Source organism: Pedobacter sp. 05L430 (assembly GCF_056397585.1).
The window spans coordinates 54,642-70,852 of the sequence record NZ_JBFTNT010000006.1; the positions used below are offsets into that span (position 1 = coordinate 54,642).

At 39.0% G+C, this 16,211-nt stretch carries 11 protein-coding genes and 1 riboswitch; of the genes, 1 reads left to right on the plus strand and 10 read right to left on the minus strand.

Annotated elements, in window-relative coordinates; all coding sequences use genetic code 11:
- Window positions 1–50: 50 nt before the first annotated feature.
- The 10 genes from AC1DG9_RS03135 to AC1DG9_RS03180 all read right to left on the minus strand — a co-directional run bounded on the left by AC1DG9_RS03135 (window position 51) and on the right by AC1DG9_RS03180 (window position 14,280).
- On the minus strand, window positions 51–2,678 hold the full coding sequence (locus tag AC1DG9_RS03135) for a zinc-dependent metalloprotease (protein WP_477634300.1): 2,628 nt from the start codon (window positions 2,676–2,678) through the stop codon (window positions 51–53).
- Window positions 2,679–2,910: 232 nt separating this feature from the next.
- Window positions 2,911–3,483, minus strand: a complete 573-nt coding sequence (locus tag AC1DG9_RS03140; protein ID WP_288881884.1) for a thermonuclease family protein — start codon at window positions 3,481–3,483, stop codon at window positions 2,911–2,913.
- Window positions 3,484–3,524: 41 nt separating this feature from the next.
- A complete protein-coding gene (locus AC1DG9_RS03145) occupies window positions 3,525–4,349 on the minus strand; it encodes a universal stress protein (protein ID WP_477634301.1) in 825 nt (274 codons plus the stop codon).
- Between the two features lie 163 nt (window positions 4,350–4,512).
- Complete coding sequence (locus AC1DG9_RS03150) at window positions 4,513–5,382, minus strand: DUF4397 domain-containing protein (protein WP_172661633.1); 870 nt, start codon at window positions 5,380–5,382, stop codon at window positions 4,513–4,515.
- 18 nt (window positions 5,383–5,400) lie between these two features.
- On the minus strand, window positions 5,401–8,169 hold the full coding sequence (locus tag AC1DG9_RS03155; RefSeq protein ID WP_477634302.1) for a TonB-dependent receptor: 2,769 nt from the start codon (window positions 8,167–8,169) through the stop codon (window positions 5,401–5,403).
- 80 nt (window positions 8,170–8,249) lie between these two features.
- A complete protein-coding gene (locus tag AC1DG9_RS03160) occupies window positions 8,250–9,206 on the minus strand; it encodes a cytochrome-c peroxidase (RefSeq protein WP_172661635.1) in 957 nt (318 codons plus the stop codon).
- A gap of 21 nt (window positions 9,207–9,227) precedes the next feature.
- The gene (locus AC1DG9_RS03165) at window positions 9,228–9,893 is read right to left on the minus strand and encodes a YceI family protein (RefSeq protein WP_172661636.1); all 666 of its coding nucleotides are present in this window, start codon (window positions 9,891–9,893) and stop codon (window positions 9,228–9,230) included.
- Window positions 9,894–9,969: 76 nt separating this feature from the next.
- Complete coding sequence (locus tag AC1DG9_RS03170; RefSeq protein WP_288881873.1) at window positions 9,970–11,286, minus strand: peroxiredoxin family protein; 1,317 nt, start codon at window positions 11,284–11,286, stop codon at window positions 9,970–9,972.
- A gap of 24 nt (window positions 11,287–11,310) precedes the next feature.
- Entirely contained in the window at window positions 11,311–12,627 is a 1,317-nt protein-coding gene (locus AC1DG9_RS03175) for a peroxiredoxin family protein (protein ID WP_477634303.1), read from the minus strand.
- Window positions 12,628–13,143: 516 nt separating this feature from the next.
- Window positions 13,144–14,280: a cysteine desulfurase family protein gene (locus AC1DG9_RS03180; RefSeq protein WP_337717277.1), complete on the minus strand. Its 1,137-nt coding sequence runs from the start codon at window positions 14,278–14,280 to the stop codon at window positions 13,144–13,146.
- 84 nt (window positions 14,281–14,364) lie between these two features.
- Window positions 14,365–14,476: riboswitch (SAM riboswitch) on the minus strand.
- Between the two features lie 322 nt (window positions 14,477–14,798).
- Here AC1DG9_RS03180 and AC1DG9_RS03185 point away from each other — a divergent pair.
- A complete protein-coding gene (locus tag AC1DG9_RS03185) occupies window positions 14,799–16,022 on the plus strand; it encodes a sterol desaturase family protein (RefSeq protein ID WP_337717279.1) in 1,224 nt (407 codons plus the stop codon).
- Window positions 16,023–16,211 lie beyond the last annotated feature (189 nt).

Below are 16,211 nucleotides of genomic sequence, written 5' to 3' on the forward strand. Positions count from 1 at the left end.
AAGCCTGCACCGATATCGGCGCAGGCTTCTTTATTAAAGCAATTACAAATTTATTTAACTGCCAAAGCTTTATCAATTAAAAAAGTCAGGTTTGTACGGTGAGCTTTAGTTTGTTCATTTGTTGAAACCGCACCACCAAGCTGGGTTTTTACCTTTTTTAAGGTAGATAATGCCGCAGCTTTACTTGCATTATCATATCCGCCAGGTGAAGAAACGATGCTTGCTGAAGCTTTTATAAATTCAGTCTGTAGGTTTTGACGGAATAGATTCACATTCGATTTAAGATCTGCAGCAAAAATATCATTCGCCAAATCGTTCATTACACTTGCTACAGAATATGTGTTACCATAAAGCCCACTATTGTTTATTCTCGTCAACGTATTTGGATGTAGAATTTGGGCAAGCGTACTTAACTGTATAGACATGAATGTATTCTGAGGCTTAAAGTCCTCGTTACTTCCAAAAAATCCAAATCCACGTCTCTGAATTTGAAGATAAGGGAATAGTGGGCTATCTGCATCAAAAGCATTAGGAGCAAACACATATTTACCCAACAGTGCCATTGCCTTTTTTTGATAAGCAACAGGAACAGGCGTAAATGGGGCARCAGTAGTTTTCTGTCCCACAAAACTTCTATCTACATAAACACCGCCAACGAAACGGCTTATCGCCGCTGCAATACTTGCACGTTGTCCGTTAAGCTGCTGATAGCGTAAGCGTAACTCCTGATAGCTCTGACCAGTTCTGCTAAAACGAGACTTCAGCTTTGGCATCATTGTGTTAATCAATTTAAACCTATCCTCTCCGTAAGCAACCATGTCATTAGTCTGATCATTAACATTCACTCTTGGATCGATACCACCTCCAGGGCTTCTCATGTCATCTGCATCATTACCAAATGCAAGCTGTGGATCTGTACTGCGGCTTAAAATCTTATTTAGTCCGGCCTCTTCTTCCGACTCGCTAAATGGAGTATAGCCATACTCTATTGCCCATAAATCATATGGACCCGCTTTAGTGGTATAATAATCACCTTGTTTACTACGATCGCTGCTTACGTTAATAGCAGGATAATCCATTACAGATCCTTGCAATCCAATTTTACGGGTAAGCGCTACATCATTCATTTGAGCAGGGGTTAACATTTGACTGGCTTTCATATTGTGATTAAGTCCAAGCGTATGTCCCATTTCGTGCATGATAAGATAGTATAAGAATTGTTTGTGCATTTCACGGACAGTTTCTGCTCTTTTTGCTTCTGGAACATCAGCATCCAACGCTTCAATTGCTGTTAAACCAGTCTGATACTGCATACTTAGCTCCTGGGCCAATGTACAAGAAGCCATATGGTTTTTATCGAAACTATGCCCTTGACCTGATTTTAAAGAAGCAGCCTCAATAGGATTTTCCCAAGGCAGCTTTAAAGCAGAATTTCCACCGTTATAAAGATCGTCTGTAATAATTGTACCTGCTCCAGAGCGCCATTCAACAGTAATGTCGGCGCCTAAAATCTGGCCAGTTAATGGGTTATAAAAACTTGGGCCTATTGCACCATAAGAAGGATATGCCGAAGACACCCAACGGATTACGTTGTAAGCAATATCTGCCGGGTCCCAGCTAGCCGTATCAGGCATTTCTTTCATTACAACAGCATTCTTGAAACCCGCTTTCTCAAATGCTTCGTTCCATTTCTCACCTGCCTCTTTTATAATCGGGCGATACTCTAGCGGGGTAGTATTCTCAATCCAAAATACAATTGGTTCTACCGGCTCGCTTAATGCCGCCGACGGATCTTTCTTTTTAAGGTTCCAGCGGCTAATAAAATCTTTATATGGTGCAGGTGATAAAGAAGTCAGGTTATCTACTTCGGATCCAAAATAACCTACCCTTGGATCATCACRACGGGCGCGGAAATCATTCTTAGGAACTTCAAGAAAAGAATGCTGCATTTTAACCCTTACATAGCGGGCATCAGTAATGTCTTTTCCTCCCCCGTTTAAAGGCACAGGGTTATCATAAGCAAGTTCCACAACTACGTCTGTATTTCCCGGGAATGAGCGTATCTTTTGGTACTTTGATTTAGAGGTATTTAGGTTTCCAAGATTAAATACAGCCCCCGGAGGCAAAGTTGGAGGAAAAACCGGTTTAACGGGATCCAGTTTGTCTCCAAGAAAAAGACCGTCTACAGCAATCAGGTAGCCTAAAGAATCTTGTGCAGCTACCTTATCACTATAAAAAACTGCATCTGATACGTCAACATCTGCTGATTTACTTACCGGATTTGCCTTATCGTAGTAAAAATTAGTATTCTTTTGAAGAAGCTCAATTTTATCATCAGATTTCTGGATATAAAACAACCAGGTAGTTCTGATCATATTTTGGTTAAGAAACAAAGTTGTTGGCCCACCCATCGAGAAACTTTGATAAATGTAATTCTTGCCTAACTGATCTTTCTTAATATACATCTGAAGGCTACCCGTTACGGTATCTCTATACATCGAAAAAAGACCGTCAATCTTTTTACTTGATTTTATTTTGTCATTTATTGTTGGTTTAGCAGGCTTGGCCATCGCTTTTTTTAGCGAATCAGCGGCAAGCTCTTTTTTCTTCTTTTTTTGGGCAAAAGCGCCCCCTGCCAAGAATAATACTAGCGTGAGCAGTGTAATGGTTCTTTTCATATGAAATAATAGTTTGTTTTTGTTACGAATTTATCTTGTGTATGATGCTTTCACGCAATAAATGTTACTAAAAATATGAATTTTCAGGCAAAAAGAATATGTCAAAATCGCTTTTCAGAAAATTAATCTACTTGTTCTTTAAACGAGGTATTAAAAAAGGCATGTTTGTTCCTTAATTAAACAATCTTAAATTATCCTGTTAGTTGTATGCCTGACAAATAAATCTCGATCACTAAGCTCTTAAACGATAATTAATACCCAGAATAATGAACATTATAACAAGCCCACCAATTACATAGCGGTTCTCATATAGGTCTATTTGGGTAATGTTGCTTATAGGAGTAGTTACTGGAATATTTTGGGGTTCGTTTCTTTCGGCTTCAGTATACTTCCACATTCCCAGCAACTGATCTTTTGCTTCGGCTTCAGCATCAGTGTACACCGCAGCTCGGTCAAAACGAAACTTAAGTAAAGCGTAAGCATATCCTTCACGGATCATTTGCTCATTTATATCCACTCCACTAAGCACAACATATCTCAACAATCTCGAGTATCTGTCTCTGTCTTTTGACTTATGGTCTCTTGTTAGTTCAATATCTCTTCCTTCAATCAGCTCTGCTAAGTGTTCCTTTGCTTCAATGCCATAAAAATCCTTCATTTCAGGCGCATTTATACCTATTAACCTTACCCGCTCGCCTGATTCAGTTACGAAAGTATCACCATCAACAACACGCTTAACCTTTGTGAATTGTCCAAAGCACAGACTATGGCTTGCAACAATTAAAAACAGAATTATATACTTCATTTGAAGCGGCAATGATAAGCATAAAAAAATTCTGATTCAACTTAGGAAATTGGGAGCGAAAGCAAGGGTATTTTTAATCCTGAAGCCATTATGCGTGTTTTACTCCGGTGAATAATAGAAGCCCAGAATCCATATTTTTTTGGCACCATAATCAATAGATCAGCTCTGAAATCGATAATTTCTTTTTCTATTTCCTTGATCACCGCATTGGAATTTACGTTCTTATAATAGTAAGAAATGCCTTCAAGTCCATCATCAATGGCACTTACTTCCGGTAAAGAAGCGTTTAGTGTTTTTAATTCTTCAACCTTCTGACTTACATTAAAAACTTCAACCTCGGCGTTCAGTGCTATTGCCAGTTCTTTAATATTGGCAAGTACTTTTTCTGATATACCTCGCAACACATCACAAGCAAAAAGCACATTTTTGGTGCCCTCAAACCTGGCTCCCAGCGGAACAGCCATAACCGGCAGATTGAGTTTCTTAATTGCCGATGTTGTGGTGTTACCCCAAAGATCCTGCTCCAAAGTTTTAGTATTCATCCCCAATACCACCAGGGCAGCCTGATGCTTGTCTATTAAGCTTTTCAGCGCCTCCTGAACAAAGGAGAGGTTTGATTCATGTTCTACCTCTATATCGTAATCGATAGATAGAGATAGTGCTCTTTCAATTAAGCGAATCTCATTATMCGTTATCAATTTTTGTATGCTGGCTGCCGGCAAAAGGGTATTTGCAGCATGAGTAGGAATTACAAAAGAATTGTAAAGGATAAGCTTTGCATTATTATGTTTGGCAATGGCAGCGGCATATTCTACAGCGTTCTCAGCTACTTCCGAAAAATCTGTGGCTACAATCAGGGGGTTCATATATAAAGTATTAATTCTTTATAAATTTAGGCATATACTACTTTATAAAACAGCCCGAACCCAGGTTAAACCGTTATTTTACTTTAATCTTAGATTTCAATTGTAACATAGCAATGACGGAGTGCACTAGCACACTCCGTCATTTCGACTGCTTTAACCAATGTTACTTGCTATGTGTAATTATGGTTGCACTTAGCCCGGCTCCGCCAGGGCTTCCATTTATAAAGATGGTGTATATCTTTCCGGCCTCAAAAGTTATGTTAGATAACCCACTGCCTGCAATAGGTAATACTGCCTGAGTCGTATTGTTCTTAACCTCAAGATTCTTAGATGCAACAGCATCAATTTCCTTAAAGGGGCCAAGCGTTTTCCAACTCAAACCCGGTATGGTGGCCGGAGCCTTCCCATTTGCATCATAGGTTATAATGGTCTGATCGCCAAAATTGCCATATGCAACATTTGAAAAAACTGCACCACTACCTACTAAAACTAAATCTACATTCGGTGCATCAGGAGAAAAGTTTGCAAACCGCACTTTTGCCTTACCAGAAACCGGCGCTGTTAAATCATCATACACCAATACCAGACTATCCCTATTTCCAGGATTCAATTTACTGGGCTTACGTTTGGCAACCGCGAATAAAGTATGATAATAGCTCGCAATAGGACCATTAGGAGCTGCAAAAGAAGCTTTATCAGTTTCCTGTACAAAAGTGGCACTCCCTCCAAATACATATGATGATTTATAGCTCGTGTTACTCCCCTCGGTAGTATTGTATTGTACTTTTCCATATTGGGTGTCCACATAATTGGTTGCCGCATTATGAACAATCAAAGTGGTATTTATCTGCCTTGTAAAGTCAAGAAAGTTAATAGGTGCTGTAATAGACAATGCATTTACCAGTTTAACTTTAGCACTTAGAGGTGGCCTGTCGGCATTATCCGAATCCAGGTATTCCGTTTTTTTGCAGGATGTAGACACGATAGCAATTACACCCAATATCCCTGCGAACTTTATATTTAAAAATTTCATGATCTCTGTATTTTATAATTAGAACTTAGCCGATAATCTTACAAATGGCTGTATACCTGTATTTGTTCCAGCTTGTGTACCACCTGGGCCCGGATTGCGTGTAATATTGCTTCCTGGCGCAGGAATACTATAATCACCCAGAACATTGAATAAGTTATTGGCACCCACAGTTGCCTGTATGGTAGGGGTTATTCTATATCCCGCAGATATATCTGCTATCCAGATCGGACTAAAAACCTGATAGTAGTAATCTGGTTTAGGGAAGTTAGCATTAAGCTGGGATACCGATGTTACCGATCCAAAATACACTGCCCGCACTAAAAAATTAAACTTATCAAGGTTATAAGTTCCCTGCAAGGTTATTTTCTTCGATGGGATATTGTTTGTTACCCTTGCTTTCTCCGATTCATCAAAAATTATATATCGGTAAGCTTCCAATCCTTTTGGTGTATTTACTTTGGTCAGCTTAGTATCTAAAAAGTTTGCACTGGCAAGGAAAGTAGCATTTGCCCCATTATTGAACAGGAACTTGTAGCTTCCGGTTAGCTCAATACCCTTTGTACTGGTGCTAAATGAATTGTAAAAAAACTTTGCCTGTATGGTACCTGTTTGTACAAATAAGGCCCTAACATCGGCAGGCAAATTGGTATCAGTTGCCGAAAAGCGCCCGGTATTACCAACTCTGTCTTTAATATCAATCTGGTATGCATCTACAGTAAGTTCCACATTTGGTATTGGCGATGCGGTTAAACCGGCCGTATATCCCTTAGATCTTTCTGCTTTTAGTTCCGGAATCCCCAATGCTTTTGTAGCCGGATTTACATTGTTTGCGGTAACCTGATCTATGGCTACGCCATTTTGAAAAGTTGTAGAGGTTTCAGTATAATAAAACTGCGCAAGGTCAGGCGCCCTAAATCCAGTGTTTATTGATCCTCTTACCCCAAGCCAGTCGGTAACACTATAGCGTGTTGCACCTTTATAAGTAAACACACTTCCAAAATCTGAATAATTCTCGACACGTACCGCACCAGAAAGTAACCATTTTGAAGTAACATTTAACTCCAAATCTAAATACCCTGCAGAAATAGATCGGTTTACGTTCACCTCATTCGATGGGCGAAAACCTGCATGGATCTGCGAACCTGGCGATAGGCCGTTTAGTGGCGTTAACCCTAAAGAAGTGGTATAAGGAATACCACCCGCTGTTGTATCTACTCCATAAATTGCCCTCAAATCTCCTTTTGAATATGAGGCTTCCTCACCAGCAATGATCTGATAGCTCTCTACACGGTATTGACCGCCAAATGCCACATTAAGCCCTTTTAGCACTTTTTCAAAATAGCGACTAAAATCCAGACTGGTTGTATTCTGGCTGGCGTTATAACTACCTGCATCAAACTTACGGGGTGTACGCTGGCCCAAACTTGCGTTCAAAGAGTTGCTGATCACATTCCCAAAATCATTAATGCCATACACATTTGAAATGTCAACTTTCCAGTCTTTTACCTTTGCTTTTACGCCCAGGGCAAACGACTTATCAGAAATGATGTTATCCATTGCCGGTAAAAACCCATCGGGATATATAAAGGTATTGTTGCGCTCAGTCCAACCCGGCAAACGGTACACCGCTGTAAACTGTGAATTACGGTGGCTAATACCTCCAAATGAGTACAACTCCACATCTTCCTTTAAAGGAACAGAAGCATTAAAGAAAAGTAATCCATCTATGGCTTTATTTGTACTGCCACGCTGATCAAAATAATGCCTGTCAATACCTCTGCTGGCTATTATGGCATCATCAATTTCTTTTGTATAGATCTGATCAAATCCCCTTGTATTGGCACCACCACCATAGGCAGGCCCTATATATAAGCCTGCATCATCGTTTCCAACAGGCAATGATACTGCCTGGGTAGCAAACTCTCCGGTTACGTTCAAAAAGCCGCCTTTATTTCCTAGCTTAACCCCATAATTACTGCTGGTCCTTGTGGTTAATCCATCTCCCCGTCTGCGCGCACTTGCAGTTGAGCTGAGCGACAGCTGATCAGTACTTTTCTTTAAAACTATATTAATAACGCCGGCAATAGCATCAGAACCATATTGGGCCGCAGCACCATCACGCAGTATTTCAATTCTTTCAATAGATCCTGTCGGAATGGAATTAAGAYCATAGCCCGTTGCTCCATTCCCTAATCCACCCCAGCTGATGTTTGAACTTTTATGTCTTCTTTTTCCATTAATCAATACCAATAACTGATCTACACCAAGCCCCCTAAGCTGCGCTGTTGATGTTGCCGAAGCGGCATCTCCCCCACCTGAAACAGAGGAGTGGAATGATGGGGATACATACTGCAATAATTGGGTAACGGTTACCTGCGGTGCCGATTCCTGAAGTGCCTTTATATCAATAATATCTACAGGGTTTGCTGAGGTAAGCTTAGTTCTGTTTGCATTGTTTGAACCAACAATATTTACCTCACTCAGTGAGCTTGATGAAGGCTTAAGACTAATATTTATCACCTCCTTGCCATCAATTTCTGCCTCTTGTGTTTCATATCCGATGTAAGAAAAGATCAATATCCGACCATTCTTAATAGTAACCTGGTAACTTCCATCCTCTTTTGTGGCAGGCCCGTCATCAAGCCCTTTTACCCTTACCGAAACTCCGGGTATAGGCAAATTATCGTCTGCTGAGGTAACTACCCCCTTGATTATGCGCCTTTGCGCATATAAATTTTGCCCATAAAAAAAGCTAAAGAACAACAGTACCGGTATAATTTTTTTCATTATGATTTAGTTAAGTTTAGACAAAAGGATACCCCCTACATGCATTTAAGCATATATTACATTTTGTCAGTTATATGTTTTTACTTGTTCAACAGGAACCTGTCGTCGGTAAGCGCACCCAGAAAAGCTACAATATCATCCATTTCCTGGCCTGATAGATTCAAGGGTTTATCCAATGATAAATCCCTGTTAATACCATCTTTAACCACTACCGACGGATTGTTGTAGTATTCTACTACGCTTCGTAAAGTTTTAAATTTGCCGTTATGCATGTATGGAGCTGTTAATGCCACATTACGTAAACCGGGTATTTTAAACTCTCCCAATACAGTACTGTCCTTTGTTATGCTGAACCGGCCGGCATCATTCAAAGTTTTTCCGTTATACAAGCCGATATTTTTAAACCTATCGGCTGTAAAATCTTCACCTGAATGACAGTTGTTACAATTCCCCTTACCTATAAACAGAAGTCGTCCGCGTATAGCGGCTTCTGACATGGCGTTGTCATCTCCATTTATATATCGGTCATAAGGGCTATTGTTTGTTTCCAGCGTCCGTTCAAAAGCAGCCAGTGCTTTCAACAAATTATCTTTATTTGGCGCTGTTTTAAATACTTTTTTAAAAGCGTCTGCATAGAATTTATCGTTATTAAGTCGTTCAATTGCCTCATCAATGGTTAAGCCCATTTCATCAGGCGATGTTATTGGCCCTAAAGCCTGTTCCTCAAGCGATGAGGCACGGCCATCCCAAAAAAAATGAGTACGGCCAGATAAGTTGGTTAATCCCGGAGAATTCCGGGATGTAAGTTTTCCTCCAATACCTTTACTAAATACTGCAGTATCAGCAAAAGCAAATTCCGGTCTGTGGCACGACGAACAATTAATTGTCCGGTCTTTCGATAATATGTTATCAAAAAACAGCTTACTGCCAAGTTGCTCCCGGGTCTGTATCTCGTCGCTACCCGACATGAAACTTAACTGGGTTATCAACAGGAAAACAAAGGCTATCAGTATAAGTATGGTATTTCTTTTTTTCATGATTATTGTAAAGTCATGCAATTATTGAGCATTGGCTACTAGTGCCACGTCGATATCAAAATCATCATAGATCACTTTATCGCCAAGGTTTTCGAAGAAGTTTTTAGAGCGGAACTTAATGTCGTATTTGGTACGGTCTATAGTTATCTTGGCATTAGCAGTTAACTTTTTACCATTTACTGCAATTGTTGCCGGGAAACTCACATCGTTGGTTATCCCTTTAATGGTTAGTTTGCCCTTAACATTGTACTGGTTGCCTGTAGTTTTGGTGGCAGAGCTGATTACAAAATTTGCTTTAGGAAACTTCTCTGCACTAAAAAAGTCCTCACTTTTAAGGTGTCCAACCAATTTTGCATTTGCACTTTCATCAGTAAGGTCAGCATTGGTTATGGTACGGGTATCAATGTCAAAGCTCCCCGCTTTTAAAGTATTATTCTCTACTGTAAAACTACCGTTGCTTACTTTAACAGATCCACTATGTTCGCCTGTAGCCTTTTTTGCCAGCCAGGTTAATTTACTGCCTTCATTGTCGACTTTAAACACCAATGCTTTAACAACAGCGCCTTTTCCAGGCACCATTTTTTTAGCAGATAAAATTGTTTTGTTAGCGTTTGTTGGTTTTACAGCTCCTGTAAGAACCAATAATGAAGTTGCAGTAATTGCAGAAAGAGTTAGTATTAATTTCATATTCTTTGTTTAATTATTTAGTGGTTTTAAATCCCCTGGTACAAACCTTAGTCTGCACCAGGGGGAGGGATTTCTATTATTTTCCTTTTAAAGTATCATTAGATTTTGCTGATGCATTCGAAGGCACTTCTTCTGCAATCAGTACATCCAACAGATCATTAAACTTCTTTTCGTACTCTTTATAGTATTTACCGGTTACTGTGCCCGTATATCCTGTATAGATCTCGCGCACTTCACCTTTTCTATCTATAATTATGGTAGTTGGAAAAGCAATGAATTTGTTCAGCGCAGGCAGTTTCTGGGATACCACCTTTTTATCTGCAAGGCCACCAAATAAAATGTCATATTTAACATCATACTTGTCTCTTAATTTACCAAGTGTATACTGTGCATATTGCAAGCTATCTTTTTGCTCAAAACCAATAGCAATAGCCTCTACGCCACGCTTTTGATTTTTATTAAACCATGGCGAAAGAAATATAGTCTGATCAGTACAGTTAGGGCACCAGGTACCAACGATCTCAACAATAACCACTTTACCTTTGTATTTATCATCACTTAAGGATACAGGTTTACCTGTCAGATCAGGAAAAGTAAAGTCAAGCTTTTTATACCCTTCCTTTAAAAAGGTAAGCTTATATGGATCGGGCAATTCAGCCTTATCATCCTTTACCCCATCAAACTTGGTATTGTCGTAAATCCCTGCSGATATTACACCGCTGATTGTGCCATCAGCATTAATTTTACCTTTATAAATTTTAGGGCTTGGACCCGTAAAACCCGACAAAACAAATTCATCGCCTTGTACGGTGCCTTCCAATTCACGACTATCGCCAGTAACCTGTAAAATTACACCGGTAAGTTTGTTTCCATTTTGCTTTAACAAGGCCACCTTATTAGGAACCTGCTCTTTAGAATAAAACTTCAGTTCCCATTTACCACTAATGTTTGCAACCGGTGCAACGTCCTTACCAGGTTCAACAAAGCGGTAATTCTTACCATGTTCTGCTGTAAATGGTAACGAGTTACCTCTAAAACCCGGCACCAGACTTCGGTACTCTCCACTTAGTGTTCCATCATCTTCTATTTTGGCAACAAGTGCTGCATCATAGGTATTCATTTTAATAAAAATCGAATCCTTACCCAGCCGGGTTACATGGAAATCATCGCGTCTGGTTCCATTTAATAGTGTAAATGTACCGTGCTCCAGATCTTTCCCTTTAAATTCGAAATTAAATGGTACCTGAGTTTCACTAACATTAAAAACACCACGCCAAACTCCCTCTTTAATTACTTTCCCCGCATGGTTCTTATCTAAGGCCCATACAGATACGCCTAAAAGCAAGCCCAGGGAGAGTAATAATAATTCTTTAAAAAAATTGCGCTTATTCATCGTTTAAGTTTTATGGTTATACTATTATTTACCTTTTAAGGTGTTACTTGTATCCGTGGCTTGTGCCGTTGGTTCAGGTTCAGCCAATAATTCGTCTAGCACTTTATTAAATTTCTTCTCATAATCATCGTAATACTTACCTGTTACAGTACCAGTATATCCGGTATAAATTTCTCTTACCTCACCTTTTCTGTCTATGATTATAGTAGTAGGAAAAGCAATGAACTTGTTAAGTGCAGGGAGTTTTTGAGCTACCAACTTTTTATCGGCAAGGCCACCAAAAAGTATGTCATACTTGATATCATATTTATCTCTCAGTTTTCCCAGCGTATATTTAGCATACTCCAAACTGTCTTTCTGTTCAAAGCCTATTGCTATGGCTTCTACACCACGCTTTTGGTTTTTATTAAACCATGGCGACAAAAACACTGTCTGATCTGTACAGTTAGGGCACCAGGTACCAATAATCTCTACAATAACTACCTTGCCTTTATACTTGTCATCGCTTAGCGAGACAGATTTACCGTTCAAATCAGGAAAAGTAAAGTCAAGCTTTTTATATCCTTCCTTTAAAAACGTTAGTTTATAAGGATCTGGTAAATCGGCAACATTGTTTTTGGTTGCATCAAATTTGATGTTCTTATAAATTCCAAAACCCTGCTCTCCGGAAAGGGTTCCATCTTCATTTATTTTTCCTTTAATAATGAAAGGGCTAGGGCCTGTAAAACCAGATAAAGCAAATTCATCACCTTGTACAGTACCTTCAATTTCGCGGCTATCGCCAACAACGGTCATTATCACGCCGGTAAGTTTATTGCCCGATTGCTTTAATACGGCAATAGAAGCCGGAACTGCTTCTTTACTATAAAGCTTAAGCTCCCATTTACCGCTTAAATCTGCTTTTGGCTTCACGTCTTTTCCCGGATCAACAAAGCGATATGCCTTGCCATATTCTGCAGTAAAAGGAAGTGCATTTCCTCTAAAATTAGGCACCAAACTTCTGTATTCGCCAGTTAGCCTTCCATCATCTTCTATTTTGGCTACTAAAGCAGCATCATAGGTGTTCATTTTAACGAATATGGAGTCTTTGCCAATTAGCTGTACATGGAAATCATCGCGACGCGTGCCATTTAAAAGGGTAAACACTGCATGCTGAGGGTCTTTTCCTTTTAGTTCGAAATTAAAGGGAACCTGCGATTCGCTTACGGTAAATACGCCGCGCCATACGCCTTCTTTAATAAATTTTGCAGGTTCAGGTTTAGTTCCTGCAAGTGCTGCACCACTCAATAAAATACCTGCCGACAGGCATTTAGCTTTAAATAGATAATCTTTTAAGTTCATTGTATAGGGTTTTTTAGGTTGTTTAAGAGAATTTTGGGCATAACGATTCCTGCCTCAATAGCCTGGCTATTAGATTCTGACGAATAAATTCAAGAAAATCAATCAGGGAATGCTGTAGAAACTACATGCACATACAACARCAGAATTTTAAATTTTTCATATCACTAGTTAATTTATATTTCTAAAAATCATTTTTTAGAAAACTTTATAAATCATCTATTAATGGTGGAGTTACTAGATGTTGGCAATAAAAATCATCTACTAAGGGGTGGAGCTTTATTAGATTGATGTAAAGGTAATGCTTAGAAATAACAATTCAAAAAAAATCTACCAATTTAGTAGTATTTATTTTTTATGTTATAATTGGCCCTTCTATTGGCCGTTATTGTATATTGTTAAACGTTTATTAATTAACATCCCGGCGTGTTGCAGAAAGCGAGCTGAATGAACTTTCCACCATTGCATAAAGCCACGCAATCTACACAGCCAGGATGTTAATTTTTACCATTAAGCACATTATATGGTTACCACATTATAAATTGCAGCGAGCCTTTCAACGGTGTAATCTATTTCTTCTATGGTATTATACTTACTAAATGAAAAGCGAACCGTATGACGGGATGGATCTGCATTAATTGCTTTGAGCACATGCGATGCCGACCCTGTAGAGCAGGCACTTCCTCCAGACACAGAAATATTATTCAGGTCCAGATATCCCAGTAAGTCATCAGCACCTTCATGTTGTGGCAGGCTAACACTTAAAACGGTGTAAAGGCTCTTATCCGCATCACCCGAATTTCCATTAAACTGTACCCCTTCAATTTCGGCCTTCAATTTAAAGATCATCCTGTCTTTTAGTTTCTGTATATACCTTGCGTGTTCATCAATATCACGATATGCAATTTCCAAAGCTTTTGCCAGGCCAATAATTCCATGAATATTTTCAGTTCCTGCACGTAGCCTGCGTTCCTGAGATCCGCCATGGATTAGCTTGGAAAGCTGGATCCCATTTTTACAGTAAATAAATCCTACACCTTTTGGCCCATGAAATTTATGTGCTGATGCAGCTATAAAATGTGCTTTCAATTTTGACAGATCATGGCGATAGTGTCCAATGGTCTGAACCGTATCTGAATGAAAAATAGCGTTGCTGCTACAACAGAGCTCGCCAATTAATTCAATGTTGTTTAAATTCCCGATTTCGTTATTGGCATGCATTACCGATACCAATGAGCGTTCCTTATTTTTTAATAGTTGCTGTAAATGTTCAACATCAAGGTTTCCCCTATCATCCGTATTTATAAAGCTTAGGCTTATCTCGCCACGCTTTTTAAGTGCTTCTAATGTATGCAGAACTGCATGATGCTCAAATGGAGTAGTAATTACATGTTTAACCTGCTCAGAATACACGCTTGATAATATAGCTGTGTTGTCGGCCTCAGTACCGCCACTTGTAAAAATAATTTCATTAGGCGCAGCATTTAAAAGATCGGCTATGGTATTTCTGGCATTTTCAATAGCGCTTTTTACAATCCTTCCATCTTCATGATGTGATGATGGATTGCCAAAATACTCTAACAGGTAAGGGATAATTTCCTTATAAACCTCTTTGTCCAGTTGGGTGGTTGCAGCATTGTCTAGATAAATTCTCATTTCTTCCTCCTCTTTTTTAATTAATCGTTTATAATTAATCATTCTGTGATGTCAGCTTATGCAGAAGAGGTACAACTCTTTACCATTTTATCTTTCTCCGCATTAGCGGAGCAGGAATTAGCACCTTTTACAAGCAAAGCTGGTACAGGTTGCTAAGACGTCGTAGGGCCTTTCCCTCTGTCTTTCTGGATAAGTAAATTACAAGAACAACTATTGAGTCGCAAATGTATAAATAAAAACTACTAATTTACTAGACTTTATTAAAATAAATTTTAATCCTTGATATTGGCCTGCTTAACCTCAAAAAAAGGCTACCTCTAAAGCACTGATAATTAAGCTATTATTAGGGTTCATACAACGCTTAAACAATCGTTACACAATGGCAAAACAATAGATATACAATTTTGGAATGTATAAACCTTGCATAAGGAAACTGAATGGTTCGTTAAAATATAGTTTAAAATAAATACTACTAATTTAGTAGTATTTATTTACATTTGGCTAAGAGGAATTAAATTATGATTAGTCATTTTAACTATTTAGCCTTTGCTATCCCAGCTTTTTTTGTGTTTCTTTTTTTAGAGTATGGGATCGCTGTAAAGCTAAAAAAGGCGCATTTGTTCAAATATGAAAGTTCCATTTCCAACCTCAGTATAGGTATTGCCGAAAGGCTTCTCAATCTCTTTATATCAGCAAGTTTCTGCAGCTTGTTCTTTTGGATTTACACCAACTATGCACTTTTCAGCATACCCAATGTTTGGTGGGTATGGGTATTACTGATCCTGGTTACAGATCTTGTTTGGTATTGGTACCATAGACTCGGTCATGAGGTAAATATCCTTTGGGCAGCCCATATCGTACATCATCAAAGCGAAGAATTTAACTTTACAGTATCCGCCAGGATTACCGTTTTTCAAGCCCTGATCAGAAATCTTTTTTGGTGCGTTATACCGCTGCTGGGATTTCATCCTACCATGGTGATCGCTATTCTTGTTGTTCATGGGGCCTATTCCTTCTTTACCCATACTCAGCTGATCAGAAATTTAGGCTGGCTGGAATATATTCTGGTTACACCTTCCATTCATGGGGTTCACCATGCCAGCGATGAGAAATATCTTGATAAGAACTATGGAGATGTATTCGTTTTCTGGGACAAAATCTTTGGAACATTCCAAAGGGAAGAGGAACCACCTAAGTATGGCCTTACACATCCTGTAAAAAGTTATAGTTTCTTATGGCAGCACTTCCATTACTACCTCGAAATTTTAGCGGCGTGTAAAAAGGTACCCGAGGTAAAGACCAAATTAAAAATCATCTTTGGTCACCCTTCCAGACTGGATCAGGAAATCAGGCCAATGCTTGAAAAGAGATACCTGCAGCACAAAGCATCCTCTTCTTATCGTTTTAAATTCAGAGGTTATTTAAACATACAAATAATTGTCAGCGTAATTCTGTTAACGTTCATTACCGGCTTATATCCCTACTTTGAGACCGTAGATAAGTTGTTTATTGTTATGTTTGTTCTGCTTACATTGATTAACTGCGGAGCCTTAATGGAACAAAGAAAATGGATTTACTACCTAGAGTATACCCGCCTGTTAACTGTATTTATCTATGTTTTCTGGAAGTCGGACCGTATGGAATTACTGCTGCCTTTAGTAGTGCTGCTATTCATTGCAGAGCAACTATTTCGGATTAGTCATTTGTACCGTCACTATGTGCTTAGGTACGATAAAGTTTAAGCGGCATGTTAAAAATACAAAAGGGCCGTCGTCATCTCTCCTATCGTCCTTTAGATTTGTTTTTGATAATTTAGAATGAGAAGGAAGCAGAAGTAAACTATTCGTTCCTCAGAGTTTAGACTCATATCTCGATTTAGACTTCTGCATCCCTTTCATCAGGAACTCAAATAGAAATTAGGGCTAGTGACC